The sequence below is a fragment of the uncultured Flavobacterium sp. genome (assembly GCF_963925185.1).
Taxonomy (GTDB): Bacteria; Bacteroidota; Bacteroidia; order Flavobacteriales; family Flavobacteriaceae; genus Flavobacterium.
In genome coordinates, this window is record NZ_CAWURC010000002.1 from 72774 (window position 1) to 96535 (window position 23762).

General features: G+C 34.4%; 21 protein-coding genes. 11 read left to right on the forward strand and 10 right to left on the reverse strand.

Features of this window, described 5'->3' with window-relative positions; translation table 11 throughout:
• The first annotated feature begins 8 nt into the window (after positions 1 to 8).
• Together AABM59_RS01130 and AABM59_RS01135 are read left to right on the forward strand one after the other, a co-directional pair.
• Entirely contained in the window at positions 9 to 1073 is a 1065-nt protein-coding gene (locus AABM59_RS01130; protein WP_338407145.1) for an ATP-binding protein, read from the forward strand.
• Positions 1074 to 1432: 359 nt separating this feature from the next.
• Positions 1433 to 2266 (forward strand): phosphate ABC transporter substrate-binding protein, encoded by an 834-nt coding sequence (locus tag AABM59_RS01135; protein WP_338407146.1) that lies wholly within the window; start codon positions 1433 to 1435, stop codon positions 2264 to 2266.
• Between the two features lie 218 nt (positions 2267 to 2484).
• On the opposite strand, the gene AABM59_RS01140 is transcribed toward AABM59_RS01135, so the two are convergent.
• From AABM59_RS01140 to AABM59_RS01155, 4 genes are all read right to left on the reverse strand, one after another.
• Entirely contained in the window at positions 2485 to 3570 is a 1086-nt protein-coding gene (locus AABM59_RS01140; RefSeq protein WP_338407147.1) for a glycosyltransferase family protein, read from the reverse strand.
• A gap of 115 nt (positions 3571 to 3685) precedes the next feature.
• Positions 3686 to 7099, reverse strand: a complete 3414-nt coding sequence (locus AABM59_RS01145) for a hypothetical protein (protein WP_338407148.1) — start codon at positions 7097 to 7099, stop codon at positions 3686 to 3688.
• A 204-nt stretch (positions 7100 to 7303) separates the two neighbouring features.
• Positions 7304 to 8560 (reverse strand): aspartate kinase, encoded by a 1257-nt coding sequence (locus AABM59_RS01150; RefSeq protein ID WP_338407149.1) that lies wholly within the window; start codon positions 8558 to 8560, stop codon positions 7304 to 7306.
• Positions 8561 to 8663: 103 nt separating this feature from the next.
• On the reverse strand, positions 8664 to 9143 hold the full coding sequence (locus tag AABM59_RS01155) for a GNAT family N-acetyltransferase (protein WP_338407150.1): 480 nt from the start codon (positions 9141 to 9143) through the stop codon (positions 8664 to 8666).
• Between the two features lie 168 nt (positions 9144 to 9311).
• On the opposite strand from AABM59_RS01155, the gene fbp reads away from it, so the two are divergent.
• Positions 9312 to 10331 carry a class 1 fructose-bisphosphatase gene (fbp, locus tag AABM59_RS01160; RefSeq protein ID WP_338407151.1) on the forward strand — a complete coding sequence of 340 codons (1020 nt, stop codon included), beginning with the start codon at positions 9312 to 9314 and terminating at the stop codon, positions 10329 to 10331.
• Between the two features lie 87 nt (positions 10332 to 10418).
• On the opposite strand, the gene AABM59_RS01165 is transcribed toward fbp, so the two are convergent.
• Positions 10419 to 10850, reverse strand: a complete 432-nt coding sequence (locus tag AABM59_RS01165; protein WP_338407152.1) for a TerB family tellurite resistance protein — start codon at positions 10848 to 10850, stop codon at positions 10419 to 10421.
• Between the two features lie 180 nt (positions 10851 to 11030).
• On the opposite strand from AABM59_RS01165, the gene AABM59_RS01170 reads away from it, so the two are divergent.
• From AABM59_RS01170 to AABM59_RS01180, 3 genes are all read left to right on the forward strand, one after another.
• Positions 11031 to 11624 (forward strand): HupE/UreJ family protein, encoded by a 594-nt coding sequence (locus AABM59_RS01170; RefSeq protein WP_338407153.1) that lies wholly within the window; start codon positions 11031 to 11033, stop codon positions 11622 to 11624.
• Between the two features lie 6 nt (positions 11625 to 11630).
• On the forward strand, positions 11631 to 12059 hold the full coding sequence (locus AABM59_RS01175; protein WP_338407154.1) for a dCMP deaminase family protein: 429 nt from the start codon (positions 11631 to 11633) through the stop codon (positions 12057 to 12059).
• A gap of 109 nt (positions 12060 to 12168) precedes the next feature.
• Positions 12169 to 13740, forward strand: coding sequence for a S41 family peptidase (locus AABM59_RS01180; protein WP_338407155.1), 1572 nt, complete (start codon positions 12169 to 12171; stop codon positions 13738 to 13740).
• A 13-nt stretch (positions 13741 to 13753) separates the two neighbouring features.
• On the opposite strand, the gene AABM59_RS01185 is transcribed toward AABM59_RS01180, so the two are convergent.
• The 4 genes from AABM59_RS01185 to AABM59_RS01200 form a co-directional block, all read right to left on the reverse strand.
• Complete coding sequence (locus AABM59_RS01185) at positions 13754 to 14374, reverse strand: lysophospholipid acyltransferase family protein (RefSeq protein WP_338407156.1); 621 nt, start codon at positions 14372 to 14374, stop codon at positions 13754 to 13756.
• Between the two features lie 238 nt (positions 14375 to 14612).
• On the reverse strand, positions 14613 to 14798 hold the full coding sequence (locus AABM59_RS01190) for a hypothetical protein (RefSeq protein WP_338407157.1): 186 nt from the start codon (positions 14796 to 14798) through the stop codon (positions 14613 to 14615).
• A 126-nt stretch (positions 14799 to 14924) separates the two neighbouring features.
• Positions 14925 to 15128, reverse strand: coding sequence for a hypothetical protein (locus AABM59_RS01195; protein WP_338407158.1), 204 nt, complete (start codon positions 15126 to 15128; stop codon positions 14925 to 14927).
• A 131-nt stretch (positions 15129 to 15259) separates the two neighbouring features.
• Complete coding sequence (locus AABM59_RS01200; RefSeq protein ID WP_338407166.1) at positions 15260 to 15838, reverse strand: MarC family protein; 579 nt, start codon at positions 15836 to 15838, stop codon at positions 15260 to 15262.
• A 200-nt stretch (positions 15839 to 16038) separates the two neighbouring features.
• Here AABM59_RS01200 and AABM59_RS01205 point away from each other — a divergent pair, with 200 nt between their 5' ends.
• The 5 genes from AABM59_RS01205 to AABM59_RS01225 all read left to right on the forward strand — a co-directional run bounded on the left by AABM59_RS01205 (position 16039) and on the right by AABM59_RS01225 (position 22689).
• Positions 16039 to 16605 (forward strand): DUF3109 family protein, encoded by a 567-nt coding sequence (locus AABM59_RS01205; protein WP_338407159.1) that lies wholly within the window; start codon positions 16039 to 16041, stop codon positions 16603 to 16605.
• 262 nt (positions 16606 to 16867) lie between these two features.
• A complete protein-coding gene (locus tag AABM59_RS01210) occupies positions 16868 to 17845 on the forward strand; it encodes a ribonucleotide-diphosphate reductase subunit beta (RefSeq protein WP_338407160.1) in 978 nt (325 codons plus the stop codon).
• 223 nt (positions 17846 to 18068) lie between these two features.
• On the forward strand, positions 18069 to 20480 hold the full coding sequence (locus AABM59_RS01215; RefSeq protein WP_338407161.1) for a ribonucleoside-diphosphate reductase subunit alpha: 2412 nt from the start codon (positions 18069 to 18071) through the stop codon (positions 20478 to 20480).
• A 281-nt stretch (positions 20481 to 20761) separates the two neighbouring features.
• Positions 20762 to 21241: an RDD family protein gene (locus AABM59_RS01220; protein ID WP_338407162.1), complete on the forward strand. Its 480-nt coding sequence runs from the start codon at positions 20762 to 20764 to the stop codon at positions 21239 to 21241.
• A 104-nt stretch (positions 21242 to 21345) separates the two neighbouring features.
• Positions 21346 to 22689 (forward strand): deoxyguanosinetriphosphate triphosphohydrolase, encoded by a 1344-nt coding sequence (locus AABM59_RS01225; protein ID WP_338407163.1) that lies wholly within the window; start codon positions 21346 to 21348, stop codon positions 22687 to 22689.
• Positions 22690 to 22696: 7 nt separating this feature from the next.
• Here the strand turns inward: AABM59_RS01225 and AABM59_RS01230 are convergent, their stop codons facing one another.
• Positions 22697 to 23722: a DUF3078 domain-containing protein gene (locus AABM59_RS01230; RefSeq protein ID WP_338407164.1), complete on the reverse strand. Its 1026-nt coding sequence runs from the start codon at positions 23720 to 23722 to the stop codon at positions 22697 to 22699.
• Positions 23723 to 23762: the final 40 nt, after the last annotated feature.

Here is a 23762-nt window from a genome sequence, read left to right on the forward strand (position 1 = left end):
CATAGAAAATGAAAATAAGTTTTAAAAAAACCTATAGATTTGCTCTAATTTCAGCCTTTTATATTAGTCTTTTCGCTACTGCATTAGTAATGCCGCTAGCTACAATTCTATTCAATGTCAGCTTCAAAAGTATATTGACGTTTGGCGTTATTTTTATCTTTAGTATATATATATATTCATTTATTATTATCCAATATAGGGCGGAACATTTTATTTATCGGAGAGTTAAAAAATTCTACGATGATGTTTCCCTTCTTGAATCCAGTAATTTACTGAGTCATCCCATAACAACTGATATGGAAACCCTGACAAGAGAAGTGAAGAAATTTGCAACCGACAAAAAATTAGAGATCGAAATGTTAAAAGTTAGGGAAGAATACCGAAGAGAATTCCTCGGAAACGTTTCTCACGAATTAAAAACACCATTATTTACCGTGCAAGGCTATTTATCTACACTTATAGACGGCGCAATGGAGGATAAAACCATTCGAAAAAAATATTTGAAACGAGCGGAAAAGGGTGTAGAAAGGTTAATTTATATTGTCGAAGATTTAGATATGATTACCAAGCTTGAGGTAGGTGATTTGAATTTAGATTTTTCTGATTTTGATATTGTCGAATTGATCCAGAATGTTTTTGACTTATTAGAAATGAAAGCCGACAAGAGGAAGATTACCCTAGCTTTTGAAAACGATCAGATTCAGCCCGTTTTTGTTCACGGAGACAAAGATAAAATACAGCAAGTAATCGAGAACCTGATTGTTAATTCCATAAAATATGGAAAGGAAGGAGGGTTAACAGAAGTTGATGTAATCAATTTAACAAAGAAAAAAGTGCTGGTTCGAATAAGTGATGACGGCGAAGGAATAGAGAAGCAAAATATCCCAAGACTCTTCGAACGTTTTTATCGTGTAAATAAAAGTGGATCTCGATCAGAGGGAGGTTCTGGGCTAGGACTTGCCATCGTGAAACATATAATTGAAGCCCATAAGGAAAAAATTTATGCAGAAAGCGAGTTTGGAATAGGTTCCGAGTTTTCATTTACATTAAAAAAAGTCCAACAAAACGATTAAAAAACCCAGATAAGTATCGTGCTCAACAACAATATTTATTAGATTCTAACGCCAAGAGCAAATTTCCCAAAGATTAATAAATTAACGCCTTAGACACGATTTATTAACACAATAACACTCACTTAACCTTAAATTAACATTGGAGCCACATCTTTGCGCCAAGTTAATTCAAAGTATAAAGAATGAAAACCCTTTTCAGCAGCCTTTTTATTATTTGTGTTTTAATAACATTAGGACAAGATATTCAAAAGGATATTTAAGGGGAAATTATAATTCAAGCGAATAATAATTTAATATCCCTATGCTAATTTGTAGTAAGGGACATTTCATTTTTTATAAAATACAAATTTAATAAACACATGAAATCTAAAAAAATTAAAATAGTTACAATTTTATTGGTCATAATGACAATAGGTTTTTCTTTTACAACTTTAAATACAGTAACTATAAAAGGTTCTGACACCTTAGTTATTTTGTCTCAAAAATGGGCGGGAACGTACATGAAAACACATCCAGGAGTTTCCATTCAGGTAACAGGAGGCGACTCAGGAGTAGGGCTCGCTGCCCTGATTAATGGGTCAACCGACATTGCTAATTCTAGTCGCCAAATAAATTCTGCTGAATCAGAAAAAATAAAAGAAAAATATAAAAAAAACGCAATTGAAGTTCCTTGCGCTAAAGACGGTTTGTCAATTTTCTTAAATAAAGCAAACAAGGTTTCTGAACTGACAATAGAAGAAATAGGAAACATTTATTCTGGAAAAATCACTAACTGGAAAGAAATTGGAGGGGACGATGCTAAAATTCGGCTCTACGGAAGAGAACGTAGCTCAGGGACTTTCGAATTTATTAAAGAGCACGTGGTTAAAGGAGATTTCTCTAAACATGTTAAAACTTTTCAAGGAACAGCAGCGATTGTAAATGCCGTAAGAAAAGACAAATATGGCATTGGTTACGGCGGAGCCGCTTATGCAGAAGGGGTTAAGGACTGCAAAGTAAAAAAAGACGCTAAAAGCAAAGGAATATATCCAACAGCAGCAACGATAAAAAACAAAACCTATCCTATTTCTAGGTATTTGTATATGTATTTAAGAGAAAGACCAACTGGCGAAACAAAAGCATTTATTGATTGGGTATTAAGCCCAGAAGGACAAAGCCTAGTTGTTGAATCAGGTTATTTTTCCCTAAAATAGCAACGTTGCATTAATTTTTTTCGTCGATCACATTTCTATCGATAGTAATGATTGTTCTCTTTTTATGTTTTCAAGCAGTCGTCATCCATTTTTATTTTAAAAACAAGGACGCCAAAAAAATTGAAACAAATACAGATTCAAAACCAAAATTTTCAAACTTAAATTAACTGTTTATTTTGAGTGATTTAGATTGTTTTTTTGTAAAAAAACCACTTTATTTATAAAGCTACTTGGTTAACTTCTTCGAAAATCTCAAACAAACTTGTCCAATCAATTGGAGTATCAAAAGAAGGGAATCCTTTATAGTTCTTAATCTCTAAGATGTCTTCCATTTTGAAATTTTCCTGGCTTGCAAAAGGAGCACATCCTTCTTCCTTTAATTTTTCTGCCAGATATTCTTGCTCATATTGACCGGGTGTTGGAATAAAAAAAGCTTTCTTCTCTAGTTTTACCAAGTCCATAATCGTCGTGTAACCCGAACGACACAATACTACATCACTTTCATTGAAGGTGCGTTCGAGTTGGCGCGTATTCATAAAGTTATAATAAGTAACATTCCCTATTTGTTCCTTTTTTTGAACTCTTTGTATAACGCCCTTTATAAAAACAACATTCCCATTATAGGTCAGAATTTCTTTTTTTAATTTTTCTTCCAATAATCCGCGTTGAGGTTCCGGGCCCGAAAGAATAATCATTAAATCATATACTTTTCGGGTTTCTTTTTTATGCATTCTGCTTAATGGCCCAATGTATTTTAGCTTGAAATCTGGATTTTTTATATGACCCAATTTGCCTGTCAAATTTAGAATTCCTTCGAAATCAGGAACCCAACAAGTGGTGTATTTTTTTATAATATTTTGATGTAGTTTACTTGTAATCCAAGTGGTATTTCCTGTAATCACGTTCAATTGATGAGTGATAAATACCGAAGGTACTTTTTTACTAAAAACCCCCAAACGGTTATCAGAAATAATGCCGTCAAGGCCATATTTTTTAACCCATTTCTTGATCATTTTTTTTTCATTCAATACCGCTTCAATCATTTTGGGCAAATTCTTTAGCAGTTTCCATTTAAAATTTTTGCCGTTCTTGGCATATTCTATTTGGTAGGAAGGCAACTTTAGTGTTTTTATATAGGGGAACTCCTTTTTTAGTAGTTCAAGTGCAATCCCGTCAGAAGCAATTATTGGAATATAATTATTTTCCTGCAAGGCTTTTATTATTGGAATACAACGCGTAGCGTGACCTAATCCCCAATTTAAAGGAGCAATCAAGATTGTTTTATTATCAGCAATTGAATTCATATTTTGGCAGATGTGGTTTTCAATGTTTAAGCAAAATTATAAAACACAGCAAATTTTCACGTTTCCAGAACATTAATATACCATTAAGTTATTCGTTTTATGTTGCACTATAAATTTAAAAATAGGCCCTCAGTTGAATATTTCCCGTATGAATGGTTTGGCTATTTTCGCTTTTCCGACCTTGATAATTTAGGTTTATATCCAGAAATTGAGTCAGGTTTTTTTGCAAAAGCAATTTCCAGGTCATGTTTTGCCCCGCTTGTAATCCTTCGAGCATTTGAAACCCAACCGACGAAAATTCATTCCCCTCGAATTTATTTTGATAAAAAGAAACTTCTCCATTCAGGGTGAAATTCTTTTTACCCGCAAACATAAAGGAGGTTCCAAAACGATTTTGCAACAAAGTTTCCGAATTTCCAATTTGATTTTCCTTGTTTTGAAATTCGTAAAACAAATCCAAACTGGTATTTTTTGAAAATAAATAACTGATTTTTGGAGCCAATTGCCACCCTTTTATTTCATAATTTTTTTCAGGAAAATTTTCAGATAATATTAAGGTGTTTATTCTTTTGGCAAACATTCCAAACAACCAGCTTTTCCTATATAAGTGAGAATATTGCAGTTGGTGGGAACTGTTTTTAGCTTCTTGTGAGCCAACGGAAAGCAAGTTTTTAGTCCTATTTTGAATATACGAATAGGTTGCCGAATGGTTTTGTTTTCCCCGATTAAAAAACAAGCTATTCCTGAAACTGGAGTTCAATCCCAGTACGTTTTCATTGGAATTATCGAAAGGGTTTAAATCAAAATTAGCGCCTTCATTTTTTATTTTTCGATCAATGATAAAGGAAGTTTGGTTGTAAAAATGAGAAACTATTTTTCTAAAACCAATTTCATTTTGCCATCGATTGGGATTTAAAGTTATCGATTGTGAAAACTTGTTTTGGTGTGTTTTGATGTAAATTCGGTTAGGTAAATACACTCTGATATATTTTGCTTGATCGATAAATGGCGCCACTTCAAACTCTTGCAATTCCTGAATTTCATTGCTGTTGTAGTCGTTCCAAGTATAGACACCCTGTCCTACAGGAACTTCTAAATACGTAAATTCCTGTTGCGGAATTGAACCGGAATTCGTTTCAAAAACAGTTGTAGATTGAATCAACTGATTAAAAAAACGATCGTTGTAAACCATTCTTGAATTTAAAGAAGATTCGTTTTTCTTCAAAGCATCTACAAAATCTAAAATTCTGTAATTGGCATAAATTGACAAATTACTTTTGGTAGTTTGAATTAATTTAGACTTCAAAGTGAATGTTTGGGAATTGTTTTTTCGTTGCAATAATCCGTTTTGCAAGCTGTCATTCGCTCTTTTGAAATAACCCAATTCCACAAAAACCTTCGTGCTGTCGCCACGACCTGCAATCAAACCATATTCAGTAAATTTTTGACTCAAAGCCGAAAGTTGATTCGTCGCTTTATTTTTTTCTTGATTATCTTCCAATTTTATTCTGGTTCCAATCCAGTTTTTGTTGAAATGATAACGAATTTGCGATTGGTTTCTAATGAATTTTGATGTCGAAGCAGCAGCGTCACTTTTTAAAAAACTTCCTTGGTTTTGAATGATCCAATTTTTTAACTTGAAGGCGCCATTCAAAACATGACGATTTCCAGTAAAACTATCTGAGAAATCCAGTTTTTCATATTGGTAAATCAAGCTTCCTTTTTCAGGTAAGGCAAATTGCAGCCCGGAAATTAGATAACTTTGATTTCCAATTGTGGTTGCTCCTAGATTCCAATCTCTTCCAAATTCAATGTTGTAAAGACGCTCCACCGAACTAAAATGTTTCTGTATAAGTTGGTAATTGGCAAAAGCATCTACTTCCCATTTTTTCGAGAATAACCGTTGTTTGGCGTTTATTTTTGCAGCCAAACCTTGATTGTTGGAATCGTCTATCGAAGAAAAAAGATTTTTGTCATTATTACTCAGTCCTAGTTCAAAATCAACGAAAGTTTTTTCGGTGGGCGCGTATTTACCAAGAAAGGTAACCACTTGAATTTTTGTTGGAGGAATTAATTGAATAATGGGTTCATAATTTCCCTGTGGAATGGCATTTATAGGCGCTATATATTCGTAAATCCGGTTGATTGCCACTGCATTTGACAGCCTATAATTTCCCTTATTATTTCCAACCAAACTAAATCGAACAGTAAACAATTCGTCCTGAGGGTTATTCGAATATTCGAAAATTTCAACCGTGTTAGCCAAAATTTTCTTGTACAACACTTTGTTGTCAGAATAGGAATCTACATAGGCCGAAGGCGCCGTCATCAAATCAAGATTGTCGCCAGCATCGGATAGAATCTGAGCCTGTTCCGACGAAAGGTTTTGTTGCAAAGTTTGGTTTTTCAAATCGCCTTCGGAATATAAATAGCCGCCAAAACTCCAGTTTTTGCTTTCGTGAGTTCCTCCGGCATAGGTAACAAACCGGGTGTAATTTCTATCGGAATATTGATATTCGATACTAATTCGCATTTCGGAGGTGATCGTAAAAAGAGGCGTAAACACAATTTCCCCGGCATTGTAATCTATGGTATAATCGTTGTTTTCACCTCGTTTTAATAAAATTCCGTTGACATAAACCCGCTCTGAACCTGAAATTACAAGAACATACAATTCTCCATTTTGTCCTTTTAATTTATAAGGGCCTTGATTTCCTTCTTGACCCATGAAATCACTTTTGGCATATTGACCTTTTACTAATGCAGCTGAAGCAAAAATATTGGTTTTGTTTTCTTCTGTTCCAAAGTCAAAATTAGTGGCGATTCCCTGGACTTTCTTGTTGAAATTTAGAAATTTTGTTTTGTGGTTTTCAAGAAAAACATCGCCCGCTCGAATGTTCCATTTATCGCTAAATAGTTCCATAAAAACGTTGTCAAATTGATCTAGTTTTTGGGAATAACCCCCGTCTTGCAAAGGAATATTACTGTCTTGAAGCGAAGCCCTTAAGCTCACTTTTTCGGAAATTTTACCCGTGATTTGTAAATCTAGATTGGAGTTTAAAACCACGTTTTGATTGTTGCCAATAGTTACGCCACGGGTTATGCTACCAGAAGTGTTTAATCCATCAAAAGGAATGGCTTTTTTCTGTGTATTTTCCTCAATTGTATATAAATTTTCCAAGGTGACTTCGTTACTAACCACCCGACTGGGGTCGTAAATATGATATTCTTTAGTCAGAATATCAGGGAGTTTTAGGTAATACACCGATATGGAATCGGAGGTTAATAAAATATTTTCGGTTAAAATCAAAGCTCCTTTCTCAAAATTTATTTTATAGAAAGAAGTGTCAATTATTTTTTCATTAGCGTCAAGCAACTTAAAAAAACTGGAGTTGAGGCTAATCTTTTCGATATGAATAGTGTCAAGTGACACAGGTATTTTTTTTGTTTTGTACAACGAGTTAGTCTCCTGCGCATGAAGCCCAGAAAAATAGATTATTGTCAACAAAATCAATACTTTTTTTAGCATAAAGAGTATAACTCGAAAGTATCAAAAGTAGTATTTATTATTTGGAAATTTTAATGAAGAGATTTTGAAGTTGAAAATGACTTGATAAAACAAAACAATAGGCTTAAAGTCCATTTCTTTCAAATAAGTATTAAAAAAACCACAGAGCCACAAATTTGAAATTGGTGAATCTGCGGTAAAAATAGTTTCAGTTTAATAGGGCAACTAGATTTCCTTCGTCACAATCTGCATTGTTTCACGGCTCACCTGTTTTAGAATTACGGTTTTGTTTTCCTCTACAGCATGTGCCGCTTTTGCATCGAAATGGCGAATAGTATACAAAGTAACATCTTCTGTAAAATCGACTTTAAATTTTTTCGACAGAATAGCATTCAATTCCTTAAAATTTTCAAATTTATCCTCAACACAAACCGAAAAACTGATGGCAGAATTCTGGATCAAGTTTACTTTTAATTTGAATTGATGAAACAAAGCGAAAATTTCGCTGATGTTTTCTTCCATTATGAACGAGAAATCTATGGAGGAAAGCGAAATCAATAATTGGTTTCTTTTGACAATAAAACAAGGTAAATAAGGTTCTAAATCAGCACCTTTTGCAACACTTGTTCCGGGTAACATAGGGTTTAAAAACGATTTCACATTCAAGGGAATTTCCTTTTTTTGTAAAGGTTGCAAGGTTTTGGGATGAATAACAGTTGCACCATAAAATGCCAATTCAATAGCTTCGCGATAGGAAATTTGATTCAATAAACTAGCGTTTTCAAAATATCTTGGATCGGCATTCATCACTCCGGGAACATCTTTCCAGATGGTTACGCTTCTGGCATTTAAGCAATAAGCAAAAATGGCAGCGGTATAATCCGAGCCTTCACGGCCCAAGGTTGTGGTAAAATTATTTTCGTCAGAACCCAAAAACCCTTGTGTAATATTCAATGTTTTTCGTTTAACATTTTTCGAAATATTTTTTTGGGTTAACTCCCAATCCACTTCCGCATCTCTATGATTTGAGTTGGTTTTGATGAAGTTTCTCACATCGAGCCATTGGGTTTTTATGCCCATAAAAGTCATAAAATGACTCAAAATAGTTGTCGAAATTAATTCTCCATAACTTGCGATTTGGTCATAGACAAAATTATAATTGGGTGATTTGTTGCTGGTCAAGAAATATTCTAAGTCAGAGAACTGCTTGTTTACTGCTCTAAAAACCTCATTTTTTTCATCTTCGAATAAATCCAAAAGGATTTGATTGTGGTATTTTTTTACTTCCTGAACTGATGATTGTAATTCTGGCGATTTGTCGAAATAGTTTTTTATAACCACCTCAAGGGCATTGGTAGTCTTTCCCATTGCGGAAACTACCAACAAAACATCTTCGTAACCCACTTTTTGTAAAACGTCATACACGTTTTTAATTCCTTCGGCATCTTTCACGGAAGCGCCACCAAATTTGAATACTCTCATTTAAAAGTCAGATTTCAGATTTCAGATTTCAGATTAACGGTTGAAATTTGAAAGCGATTTATTTATAGGTTTATTTTTCTAATTATTCTTATAGGGCGGGTTTTTATCTCAACTGATTATCCACGAAATAGTTAATTCCAGCCTCATCCATTTGCGCTAAATACCAATCTTTTAAAACTTTCGCGCCTGATTTTTCATAAAATTCAATTGCCGATGTGTTCCAATCAAGCACGTGCCAGTCGATTCTTCGAACATTATCTCTCTTTCCTTGTTTCATGATTTCAGAATATAAGGCATAACCTAATCCTGTTCCTCGCATTTTGTCTTTCACTACTAAATCTTCCAAATGTATAATTTTTCCTTTCCAAGTCGAGTAGCGATAATAATATAATGCTATGCCCACAATTTCCTTTTCGACTTCGGCAACAAAAACGTAAAATAACGGAACCGGACCAAAACCATCACGAATTAAATCATCAACTGTTACTAAAACAGCGTCAGGTTCTTTTTCAAAATCAGCTAGTTCTTGAATAAGTCCTAAAACGGCTTCCATATCTTCGGGATTTCCTTTTCTAATTATCATATATTTTTGTTTATAGTAGTATTTGCCTTGGAAAAGCAACTTTTATTTGAAAAATTTAATACTTTAAATGGCAAATATACAATTCTGATAAAAGAACTAAATAAAATAAAATCATTTTCACAAAAAACCCGACATTTGTGAATTCAAAACAACTACAACGATTTCGAAATGGAAGAACACAACAAGACTTTAGGAGAATTTATTATCGAAAATCAAAATGCTTTTCAATATTCGTCAGGCGAATTATCTCGAATCATTAATTCGATTCGATTAGCAGCAAAAGTGGTCAACTACAAAGTCAATAAAGCCGGTTTGGTTGACATTGTTGGTGCGGCTGGGGAGCAAAATATTCAGGGAGAAGATCAACAAAAATTAGACGTTTATGCCAATGAAATTTTCATTCAAACTTTGATAAATCGCGAGATTGTTTGTGGCATTGCGTCCGAAGAAAATGACGACTTTATAACCGTTGAAGGGAACGACCACGGTCATAATAATAAATACGTGGTTTTGATGGATCCACTCGACGGCTCATCAAACATAGACGTAAATGTTTCGGTAGGAACTATTTTTTCGGTTTATAGAAGAGTAACTCCTATAGGAACTCCGGTTACTTTAGAAGATTTCTTGCAACCCGGAATCAACCAAGTTGCCGCAGGATATGTAATTTACGGTACATCGACAATGCTTGTTTATACTACTGGTTTTGGAGTAAATGGATTTACTTTGAATCCAGCCATTGGCACATTTTATTTGTCTCACCCAAAAATGGAATTCCCAAAAGACGGAACTATTTACTCCATCAATGAAGGTAATTATGTTCATTTTCCGCAAGGGGTAAAAAACTATTTAAAATATTGCCAGCTTGAAGAAGAAGACAGGCCTTACACTTCGCGATATATTGGAAGTTTAGTTTCCGATATTCATAGGAATATGATAAAAGGGGGGATTTATTTATATCCTACGAGCTCAAAATCACCTAAAGGAAAATTGAGATTGCTTTATGAATGCAATCCAATGGCTTTTATAGTCGAACAAGCAGGAGGAAAAGCATCGAACGGTTTCAATAGAATAATGGAAATCTTGCCAACAGAATTACACGAAAGAGTTCCCTTTTTCTGCGGAAGCCATAATATGGTCAATAAGGCGGAAGAATTTATGCAGAAAGCGGAATTAAGTAAATCCTAAAAAATGTTTTAAGAATTTAGAACTTTAAGAAATATTAGCTTATTAAGGCTTCACCTTGTTTTATTAATTTCTCAATGGTCGAAAATATTACTTATTCATATGCTCCATTTCATAAATAAAAGTATCTAAATCCACTTTTTTATCTGTAAGTGAAAGCGCTTTGTCAACAATGTAGTTTGCGTTTTCGGGAGTAAATCCCAATGCCAAACCAAGTCTTCGCAACATTGAGACCTGCTTGTCCCCTAAATGATGATCAATATGAACCATTCTAGCCAAATCATACAAACGCTCAATTCTTTGGGTACCTGAATAGGGAGGATTGACAGGGTATTTTAATGGATTTTCTAGAATTTCTTCATATTCCGTTTCCGAAATATCAAGATTTCTAGCCAGTCTGTCTAAAAATGATTGTTCTTCTGGATCGATTTTTCCATCGGCAAGTGCCACTCGAACAATTGCAGAAAAATGACCTTTATTTCTTTGTTTGAATTCGTTGTTGAATAAATCTGAAATTGACATAATATTGGGTTTTTGTCTAACAAAGATAATTCTATTTCGATTTTAAAGAAAGTCAATTAATAATTTTTTATGATTTCAGTAAAATAAATTAGGCAGAAATTGCTTTTAACACCATCTGTTCTAAGTATTTTCAAAATAAATTGTAAGTTTGACAGCCCCTAATATTTAAAACCACTTACAATGTTAGAATTTTGGATTTATTTTGAAAAAGGGTTAAGGCACGTTCTTAATCTTTTTGCTTACGATCATATTTTGTTTTTAATTGTATTGACGGTTCCATACGCATTCAAGGATTGGAAAAGATTACTGCTTTTGATTTCCATTTTTACAATTGGTCATACATTAGCTTTAATGTTATCCGTTTTTGGCGTGATTATTCTAAGAGGAAATTTGGCCGATTTTTTAATTCCAATAACGATTATCGCGGTAGCTTTTTTTAATCTTTTTACTTCCGGAAAATCATCGAAACAAGAGAGCATCAGCATTATTGGTCTCGTCACTTTGTTTTTTGGGATTTTACACGGTTTAGGTTTTGCCGCTTATTTTAAAACAATACATACAGGTTCGCCACAGTCGAAATTACTGCCATTATTAGAATTTGCATTCGGAATTGAAACTTCTCAAATAATTGTTATTTTTATTGTACTGATACTTTCGTATATAGTTCAAACGCTCTTCCGATTTTCAAAACGCGATTGGACATTAGTGATGTCGTCTTTTGTAATTGGAGTTGTTTTGCCAATGATTCTCCAAAGTGAATTTTGGAATAGATAATAAAACATGGAAAAGAAAAAATTAAATAAATACGACCGAGCCTATCTTAGAATTGCCAAAGAATGGAGTCTTTTATCCTACTGTAAACGCAAACAAGTGGGAGCCATAATCGTTCGAGACAGAATGATTATTTCAGACGGATACAACGGAACACCTTCAGGTTTCGAAAATTGTTGCGAAGACAACGAAGGTTTAACCAATTGGTATGTGCTTCATGCCGAAGCAAATGCCATTTTAAAAGTTGCAAAATCTACACAAACCTGTGAAGGCGCCACACTTTATATCACTCTATCACCTTGCAAAGAATGTAGTAAATTAATTCATCAATCAGGGATAAAAAGAGTTGTTTACCAGACAGGTTACAGAGACACTTCCGGCGTGGATTTCCTTACAAAGGCAGGAGTAATAGTAGAACAAATTGAAGTTTTAGGATAAATAGATGAAGCATAACGGAAATGCTAACAGCTATTATTAGATGTAACTCAAACGAAAGTGAACAGGCTAAGTGATTACATATGAACGATAAAGAACAATATATCACCATATGAAACAAAAGTCCAAATATTTCCCAATTCTTATTTTTGCAACGCTTGCTTTTGGAATTCTGCTTGGGGGATGGTTCAATTTTCCGGGCCAAAATCAGTTTTTTGCCAAAAACAACTCAAAAAACAAACTCAACAAACTCATTGATTTTATTGATAATGAATACGTCGACAGCATCAATACGGATTCAATAGTGAATCATACAGTTGACAATATTTTAGGGCAACTAGATCCCCATTCAGTTTACATTCCACCAAGCGAGCAATCACAAATTGCCGAAAATATGAGAGGTGATTTTGTAGGGATCGGTATAAGTTTCTTTATGTATAAGGATTCATTAGCAATAATAAAACCTATCGAAAATGGCCCTTCAGAAAACGCCGGAATAAAATCGGGAGACCGGATTCTTTATGCCGATAGAACAAAACTATTTGGACGAAAACTCCCAACAGATACTTTGTTTTCGAAACTTAAAGGAGAAGAAGGCTCCGAAGTTGAGGTCACTGTTTACAGAAAATCAGAGCACAAAAAAATTAAAATTAAAATAAGACGAGGTGTTATTCCGATAAAAAGTATCGATGCCGCCTTACTTTTAAATTCAACAACAGGATACATAAAAATCAATCGGTTTTCCGAAACCACTTATAATGAATTTAACGCAGGTTTGATTAAGTTGATACAAGAAGGGGCAAAATCATTGGTGATTGATCTTCGTGATAATGGAGGCGGATATATGGAGCAAGCCATTGCTATTGCTGATGAATTTTTGAAAGACAAACAGTTGATTGTTTTCACCAAAAACAAAAAAGGGACTATCACCCAAACTTTCGCCACTAAAAATGGGAGTTTCGAAAACGGAAACTTATATGTATTGATTAATGAAAATAGTGCTTCGGCAAGCGAAATTCTAGCAGGAGCAATTCAGGATAATGACCGAGGAACTATTGTTGGCCGTCGCTCTTTTGGTAAAGGATTGGTGCAACGCGAAATGGATTTTGACGACGGATCGGCTGTGCGGCTGACCGTTGCGAGATATTATACCCCTACAGGTCGCTCGATACAAAAACCCTACTCGAAAGGTAATGAGGAATATTTTAAGGAATCGGACTCCCGTTTTGAAGACGGAGAGTTATTTAACAAAGACAGCATAAAAACATCAAAAAAGTTAAAATATAAAACACCAAAAGGAAAAATCGTCTACGGAGGTGGTGGAATTGTTCCTGATGTTTTTGTTCCAATTGAAGTGGATCACAGCAAAGGAAATACAATTTATTTATTGCAGTCAGGTATTTTGGGGCAATTTGTTTTTGAACAACTAGATCGCAATAGGAATGCTTTCAAAGGGTTCTCTTTTATGCAATTCAAGACAAAAATGGAAGGAACTGATTTGTATTTCGATGCTTTTCAAAAATTTATTTTAAAGAATGCACTAGATTTGAATCTGGAAAAAAACAAGTCATTGGTCAAACGGTATTTATCAGCAGAATTTGCCCGTCAGTTATATAATGACAGTAAATTTTATGAAATAATACTACAAAATGACGCGATGGTTAACAAAATAATCAAGAAATAACCGCGGCAAAAACCTATTTTTCATTATCCCACTCTTTTCTAAAGCGAATGAGTTCTTCGTCAATCATTTTTTTAGAGGTGTTTAATAAATACGAAGGGTCTTCGGAATATATGGGTGGAAAAAAAGTCATTTTAATTTCTGTTGTAAGTTTGCCAAAACATTTTATAAAATGGGGGATAAAGGTGTCATTTCCTACAAAGGCATCCGTTTTCTCTTTAAAGTCAATAGCCACAGGTATAAGTGCCGATTTAATTTTAGCGGCCATGACAAATGAGCCATAATTAAAATTGACAGTTGTGGGCAAAATATCAGTTGTTCCTTCAGGAAAGTTAACTATTGAATATCCCTTGCTAAGAACTTCCCGAATATTTTCGGCAGTATTTTGTCTGCTTTTCTCGCACTTTCTGTCAACAAACAAGACTCCAGATATTTTACCAATATATCCAATGAGAGGCCATGATTCCACTTCTTTCTTTCCCACGGGAAAGGCATGAACTTGACTTATGATCGCAATAGGATCTAAATAGGAACGGTGATTGGCTACAATTAATCCTTGTACAGTGGGTCTTTCTCCGTAAATAGTTACCCTTATGCCTAAAATAAAATTTGTTATTCGGATTAAGAAATCACGCAATAACAACCCTTTTTTAAAACTAACTTCTTTGCTCCAAAAAAAACTTAAAAAATAGTATATGAACAAAAATAAGGAAAGATATAATACAAAAAGAATGAACCTGTTAACGCCTAGTATAAATGAAAACATAAAAATAATTTACAGAAAATGTAAATCTACTACTATTTTCTTAATTTTTTATGGGGTTAAAATCTTACTTCTTAATGCTGTTATGCGATTGTGTTTGAATTCCTTCATTTCATAACGTAAGAATGTCGGTCACCACGGCAGCAGCGCTTCCGGTAGTAATTGCTGCTTGACTTCTCCTGCCAGCAAGTGTTATTTTGACATAAATACCTTTGGCAACTTTGTAACCCCTATTGTTTAGTTGGATTCTTTGTTTTTTAAAAAGTAACTTTTGATGGGGTTCAATATAGTGGATCATTCCACCAATTTTAAAAGTATAGGAATAACCAAACACCAAAATGATTTAGGTTTTTATAGATGTTCTTGTTTGTGGTTACCAAGAATTCCCGAAACACCACCGTCAAATAGTAAAACACCAAACAAGTTAGAATTTATCATTCATTTTTTCTTCGATATTCTTCGACATTCTAAAAATAAGAAGAATTAAAACAGCACAAATTGAAGCAGCGATTCCAATGAAAGCTATCATACTGTCCCCCTCAAGAGGGTTTTTAAAATCTAGTAGGGTAATATTGAAAACGATTAACCCCAATGCCAAAGACACCAATACGTTAGTAAAAATTTTCATAAAATAGTGTTTTGTTTTTATAAAAAAATAGAAGAATTTAACAATAACTCTTATTTTGATTATCTGTTTTAAAAAAAAATCAAGACTGCCTTTATATAAAAAATGATTGGGTAAATTTATAAAAAATTATTTTAGACAAACAAACCTTTAACATTAGCGGCGAATAATTTAACAGCAATTGCCAAAAGAACTACCCCAAAAGCTTTTCTTATCACTCCCAAACCATTTTTACCTAGCATTCTTTCGATTTTAGATGAAGACTTCAAAACGACATACACCACAATAATATTCAAAACAATCGCAATTACAATGTTTACCGAATGAAACTGGGAACGCAACGAAAGCAAAGTAGTCATCGTTCCAGCTCCGGCAATTAACGGAAAAGCAATGGGAACTATCGAAGCCGAACTTGCTTCTTCGTCCCTATAAATGCGAATACCGAGAATCATTTCGAGTGCCAGAAAGAACAATACAAAAGAACCTGCAACGGCAAATGAATTCACGTCAATACCAATTAATTTCAATAATTCCTCTCCTACAAAAAGGAAAATAATCATTATAAAACCCGCCACTAACGAAGCTTTTTCAGATTCGATGTGGCCGTGTTTTGCTCTCAAATCGACAATAATGGGAATCGTTCCCACAATATCAATTACAGCAAAAAGAACCATACTTACGGTAATTATCTCTTTAAAATCAAGTTGCATAATTTCTTTATTTATGGGACAAAAGTATTAAATTCTATAAGTTAAATGTCAAATTGTGGTTATTATTTGGCAAAGTCTAAATAATATATTTGTTGTCAAGATTTATTTTATTCTAATAAATGGAATAGCACTCCAGTCATTTTCTACCTAAAAAACACAAAATTTAATATTCGAAATTGAGAATTGCAAACTATATTTGTAAAATGTTTCAACTAGGAAAAACCATCATATCGGAAGATATTCTCGAAAAAGAATTTGTTTGTAATTTATCGGCTTGTAAAGGCGCTTGTTGCGTTGATGGCGATGCCGGGGCACCTTTGAGTGAGGCCGAAACCAAGATTTTGGAAGAAATTTATCCAAAAGTAAAACCATTTCTCCGCAAAGAAGGCGTTGCTGCCATAGAAGCTCAGGGAACCTGGGCAAAAGGAAACGATGGTGATCTGGAAACGCCCTTAATTGACAATAAAGATTGTGCATACGTTATATATGATGGAAAAACTGCGCTTTGCGGAATTGAACAAGCCTACAATCAAGGGGAAGTTACTTTCAAAAAACCCGTTTCCTGCCATTTATATCCTATTCGTGTTAAAGATTTCTCTGAATTTGCTGCTGTTAATTATGACAAATGGGAAATTTGCGACGATGCCTGCTCTTTAGGCAAGGAATTGGAAGTTCCGGTTTACAAATTTGTCAAGGAAGCGCTCATCCGAAGATTTGGGGAAGATTGGTATTTAGAGCTCGAAAAAGTTGCGCGCGAATTGAAAAAATAATTTCTTAAATTGTGTTTATTTTTATTTTTATAATTTATTAAATCCTATATTTTACGGTATCTAAGGGTATTTATTTTTTTTAAAATACTGATTAAGAGCACTTTAAAATTTTCATTAAAAACATTCAAATTAATCACATTTGTTAAAAACTCAAGCCAATTGTGAATAAGTTTGGCTTTTAATAACCGCAAGAATTTACAATCTTTGTAAACGATGAAAACATAAAATTTCGTTGAAATTTAAAAAAAAACAAAAAATCGCGATGTCACAAGTTGAACCAATTTTACAAGAAAACAAGAATCGCTTTGTGATTTTTCCTATCAAGCACCACGATATATGGGAATGGTATAAGAAAATGGAGGCTAGTTTTTGGACTGCTGAAGAAATTGATTTGTCTCAGGATTTAAATGACTGGAACAACAAACTTTCTGATGATGAGCGCTATTTTGTGAAACATATTTTGGCATTTTTTGCCGCTTCTGACGGAATTGTAAACGAGAATTTAGCCGAGAATTTTGTTAACGAAGTACAATATGCGGAAGCTAAATTTTTCTATGGTTTTCAAATTATGATGGAGAACATTCATAGCGAAACCTATTCTCTTTTGATTGATACGTATGTAAAAGATGAGGCAGAAAAAGACGATCTTTTCAATGCATTAGATGTTTTTCCTGCAATTAGAAAAAAAGCAGATTGGGCTTTGAAATGGATTGAATCAGATTCTTTTGCAGAACGGTTAATTGCATTTGCAGCCGTAGAAGGGATTTTCTTTTCTGGTGCATTTTGTTCTATTTATTGGTTAAAAAAACGTGGTTTGATGCCAGGTTTAACCTTTTCTAACGAATTAATTTCTCGCGATGAGGGTGTTCACTGTGATTTTGCAGTGCATTTACACAACCACCACTTGATTAATAAAGTTCCAAAAGCAAGAATTCGTGAGATTATTGTAGACGCTTTAAAAATCGAAAGAGAATTCATTACCGAATCACTTCCTGTTAGTTTAATTGGGATGAATGCAGTTTTAATGACGCAATATTTAGAATTTGTTGCCGACAGATTGTTAGTTGAATTAGGTTGCGACAGAGAATACAATACTACGAACCCGTTTGATTTTATGGATATGATTTCACTTCAAGGAAAAACCAATTTCTTTGAAAAGAAAGTAGCCGAATATCAAAAATCGGGAGTTATGAATACGGATTCTCAAGCTCAAAAAATTAGCTTTGACGCTGATTTTTAAAATATAAATTCTACACGACTTAGAGTTCCGGTTTTTTATAAAATCGTAATTAACGCTTGAAATTTAATCTTACATCTGAAGCCCTGGCCCAGATAGTAATGAAAATATTGCAATGGATAGCTGGACACGAGCGTAGCGAACTGACGAAGTAAATAGCTCCAAAAAATATTACAAATAACGAAAAACAGCGAAGGGATTTTCTGTTTTAAAAAACAAAAAAAGTATGTACGTAGTAAAAAGAGATGGCCACAAAGAGCCTGTGATGTTCGACAAAATCACCGATAGAATTAAAAAACTATGCTATGGTTTGAACGATTTGGTTGATGCTGTAAAAGTAGCAATGCGAGTAATTGAAGGACTTTACGATGGGGTTTCTACGTCCGAATTAGATAATTTAGCAGCCGAAACTGCGGCTTCGATGACCATTGCGCATCCTGATTATGCTCAATTGGCAGCGAGAATTGCGATTTCGAATTTGCATTCTAACACCAAAAAATCGTTCTCGGAAACGATGAACGAAATGTATCTTTACGTGAACCCACGAAATGGGCAAAAAGCGCCTTTGCTGTCCGAAGAAGTGCACAAAGTGATTATGGATAACGCCGAATTTTTGGATTCGCACATTATATACAACAGAGATTTTAACTACGATTATTTTGGTTTTAAAACCTTGGAACGTTCGTATTTGCTTAAAATAAACGGAAAAATCGTGGAACGTCCGCAACACATGTTGATGCGTGTTTCTGTTGGAATTCACTTAGACGATTTGACTTCTGTGATAGAAACGTACGACTTAATGTCGAAAAAATTCTTCACTCACGCTACGCCAACCTTGTTCAATGCGGGAACGCCAAAACCTCAAATGTCTTCGTGTTTCCTTTTGGCAATGCAAGACGATAGCATCGACGGGATTTACGATACGCTAAAACAAACGGCTAAAATTTCGCAATCTGCTGGCGGAATTGGACTTTCAATTCACAATGTTCGTGCAACAGGATCGTATATTCGCGGTACGAATGGAACGTCAAACGGGATTGTTCCAATGTTGCGCGTTTTTAATGATACTGCACGTTACGTAGATCAAGGTGGTGGAAAACGTAAAGGTAGTTTTGCGATTTATATTGAAACTTGGCACGCTGATATTTTCGATTTCTTGGATTTGAAAAAGAATACTGGAAAAGAAGAAATGCGCGCCAGAGATTTGTTTTTTGCAATGTGGACTTCCGATTTGTTTATGAAACGCGTTCAAGAAGACGGACTTTGGACGTTGATGTGTCCTAACGAATGTCCGGGTTTATACGATGTTTATGGCGAAGAATTTGAAGCATTATATATTTCATATGAAGCAGCTGGAAAGGGCAGAAAAACCATCAAAGCCCACGAATTATGGGAGAAAATCTTAGAATCGCAAATCGAGACTGGAACACCATATATGTTGTACAAAGATGCCGCCAATAGAAAATCGAACCAGAAAAATTTGGGAACAATTCGTTCGTCGAATTTGTGTACCGAGATTATGGAATTCACATCAAAAGATGAAATTGCAGTTTGTAATTTAGCTTCCCTTTCGTTACCAATGTTTGTTGAAAACGGAAAATTCAACCACGATTTGTTGTTTACCGTTACCAAACGCGTGACTAGAAACTTGAATAAAGTAATCGATAGAAATTATTATCCTGTAATTGAAGGAGAAAACTCCAACAAACGCCACAGGCCGATTGGTTTGGGAGTTCAAGGATTGGCTGATGCATTTATTATGTTGCGTTTGCCGTTTACAAGTGACGAAGCTAAAAAATTGAACCAAGAAATTTTCGAAACATTATATTTTGCTGCCGTAACCGCATCAATGGAATTGGCAATCGAAGAAGGACCGTATTCAAGTTATGTTGGTTCGCCAATATCGCAAGGAGAATTCCAGCACAACCTATGGGGAATGAAAGACGAAGAACTTTCAGGCCGTTGGGATTGGGCAGGATTGCGTAAAGAAGTGTTGAAAAACGGAGTAAGAAACTCGCTTTTAGTAGCGCCAATGCCAACCGCTTCGACCTCCCAAATATTAGGAAACAACGAGGCTTTTGAGCCTTATACTTCTAATATTTACACACGACGCGTACTTTCTGGTGAATTCATTGTAGTCAATAAACATTTGCTTGAAGATTTAGTAAAATTAGGACTTTGGACAGAAGACCTAAAACAAGAATTAATGCGTGAGAACGGATCGGTTCAAAACCTAAATATCCCACAAGATTTAAAGGAATTGTACAAAACCGTTTGGGAAATGTCCATGAAAGACATCATTGATATGTCACGCCATAGAGGGTATTTTGTAGATCAATCACAGTCGTTGAACTTGTTCATGCAAAACGCCAATTATTCAAAATTAACGTCCATGCACTTCTACGCTTGGCAATCTGGATTGAAAACCGGAATGTACTATTTGAGAACAAAAGCAGCTGTTGATGCTATAAAATTTACTTTGAATAACGACAAAAAAGCAGATCCTACAGAGGCCACTCAAGATATAGCGGTTCAAGTAGAAGTTGAAAATTCAGAAATGAGTGCAGATGAATACAAAGCGATGATCGAAATAGCCAAAAATGCAGGTCCTGATGAGTGTGAAATGTGTGGTTCGTAAGTCATTGCGGGGAATGAAGTAATTTTATCTCGACCAATAATAGAAATAGCTATCGTTTTGATGATGGCTGTTTTTTTTTGCAGCTATTTACTTCGTCAGTTCGCTGCGCTCGTGTCCCGCTTTGCGTTGCAATCTTTTTTTTAAAGAAAAAAACAAAAGGATTTTCACTACAATCGGGGCTAGTTTTCTCCATTTAAACCCATTTTTTCAAAAATAATTCACTATATTTGAGAGAGTTATCGCTACAAAAACATTTTTCATAGTAATCAAAAACATTCAAAATGGAAAATAAAGAATTTACAATTACAGCTGATTTGTTAGCTTCCAGAGCGCAACGTTTTCTAAATTTTATTATGGATTTCTTGATTGTGTATATTATATGGATCAGCCTTGGAACGACGGTCATTATAATAGGCGAAATAACCAGCATTTATGCCTTGTCAAACTGGGCTGAATCTACAACGACTAATGAAAAATTAGTTTTTTGGCTTGTCATTATGTTTTTATATTACTTTTTGACCGAAATGTATTTTTCAAGAACCTTTGCCAAATATTTTTCTAAAACAATCGTGGTTACAAAAGACGGCACAAAACCGGGTTTCAATGCTCTTCTAAAACGAACGCTTTCTCGTTTTATTCCTCTTGAATGCCTGACATTCTTGGGAAGTAACGCCAGAGGTTTACATGATCTATCTTCCGAGACTTATGTTGTGAAGAAACACAAATTCAATAAAAAAAAGGGAGTTGTTTTATTTCCTTAACGAAATTAAAAAAGATATGACTAGCCGTTATTTTGACGGCTATTTTTATTTTAAACAAATCCTTTTTCTTTATATTCGCTTATTCTAAAATCTAAAAGGCAACAATGAACTGGGAACAACTTTTATCACTTCGCCGTCAAGGCGATACGAGCAAACGATTACGAATAGAACAAGACGACACCCGTTTGGGTTTTGAAGTCGATTATGATCGAATTATTTTTTCAGCCGCATTTCGAAGTTTGCAGGATAAAACGCAGGTTATTCCGCTTTCGAAAACCGATTTTGTACACACTCGTTTGACACATAGTTTAGAGGTTTCGGTTGTGGGTCGTTCAATTGGGCGATTAGTGGGTAAGAAAATTATCGAAAAACATCCTCATTTAAAAGAAGTTCACGGTTTTCAAGCAAATGATTTCGGGGCAATTGTTGCCGCAGCTTCCTTGGCACACGACATTGGGAATCCCCCTTTTGGACATTCGGGAGAAAAGGCTATTGGCGAATATTTTTCTATTGGAAAAGGACAACAATACAAAGACCAATTATCAAATAAAGAATGGCAGGATTTAATTGATTTTGAAGGCAATGCCAATGGTTTTTCAGTTCTTACAGCTAGTCGTCCCGGAATTGAAGGTGGATTGAGAATTTCGTATGCAACTCTCGGCGCATTTATGAAATACCCAAAGGAAAGTTTACCCAAAAAACCAACACAAAACATAGCCGACAAAAAATATGGTTTCTTTCAATCTGACAAAAAATCCTTCGAAGATGTAGCCTTAGAATTGGGGATGATTCCAAATAAAGAAGGAAACGACATTGGCTTCGAAAGACATCCTTTGGCTTATTTAGTGGAAGCAGCCGATGATATTTGTTACACAATTATCGATTTTGAAGACGGCATAAATTTAGGTTTAGTTTCTGAAGATTTTGCCCTGGAATATCTGATAAAATTAGTAAAAGACAGTATTGACACTTCTAAATACAATACATTAACCACTAAAGAAGATCGTATTAGTTACTTGCGTGCATTGGCAATTGGCAGTTTAATAAATGATGCCGTGAAGGTATTTGTAGAAAACGAAGACGCCATTTTGCAAGGCAGATTTCCATACGCTTTGATGGACAAGAGCAAGTATAAAGTTCAAATGGACGACATTATCAAATTGAGTGTCAAAAATATTTATCAAAGTCGAGAAGTCATTGAAAAAGAAATTGTCGGTTACCAAATCATTCAAACCTTGTTGGATAAATTTATTATGGCCTTTAACAATAAATACAACGGAAATGCTTCTAATTACGACAAACTTTTATTAAAAATGTTACCTGAAAAATTTCTTGAGGAGAAAGAGGATTTGTACAAAAGGCTCTTGCATATTTGCCATTACGTGTCCCTTTTAACCGATGGAAACGCTTTGGAATTATACGAAACCATCAACGGTAGAAAGGCGTAATTAATTTTTAAAACACATATTGTAATCCCACACCCAATATTTGTTTGAGCTGTATTTTTGAGCCAATGATGATTTGTTCGCCATTAATTTCTTTTTTTGCTTTTATATCATCATCATAAATAATATGCGTTCCAATATTTGCTTTGACATATTGATTTACAATCAAGTCAAGCTTTAATTCCCAATCAACATCAATATTTCCAAAATTATTGATATAATCTGAATAAAAACTCAAACGATTTTCCAAAACAATATTTTCCAAAACCACTTTATTATAATAGTTTGTTACTAAAAAACCAAGTTCCGTTTTTGATTTTTCGCCTTCTAAAATTAGATTTCCTTCTAAGTTGTATATGGCTTTGGTTACACCAAAAGCGCCTTGATTAGCTAAATTTTGATCTAAAACCAAGGTGTTTTTCATCGTTAAAGGAGAAATATATACATTGAGTTTTTGTTTTTTGTTGAAATATTCTGCTCCAACTCCAAGGAAAGTATAGGCCGGTGCAAAAGGTTTTGAAATGGGAGAACGTGTGTTAGGGTAATTGTATCCAGAAGTAAATTGAGTGTTAAAATTAAATTTTGCAGAATGGTACCAATTGGATAAAGTATCTTTTCTATATCCGAAAGTGGAGGTATATCGGATGGCATCATCAGACTTTCTTACCGCAAATCCATCTTGTTTGTTTACACCGTATCTAATTATCAATTCATTAAACCATTTGCTTTTATTAAGGGTGTGAATTCTTGTAAATTCGCCTTTTAATAATCCCGAAATAGAACTTACACCACCAGCATTCCAATTAGAAAAAGCAATTTCGTTTAGGTCAAAACCAACGGTGTTTTTTTTTGTCCAATGCGACATAAAAACCGTTATTATTGGTTCAAATTTTGTTTCAGGTAGTGTTGTTGTAGGTTGTTTTATAAGTTTTACAGGCGAGAGCTCACCCAATATTTGCGTTGTCGTTTCCTGAGAAAAACTATTTATAGAAAACGCTAATAAAAAGAGAAGTAAAGCAAGGGGTTGTAATTTCATAAAGGATAATTAGGTTTTAAAGTAAAAAGTATTTTTTTTT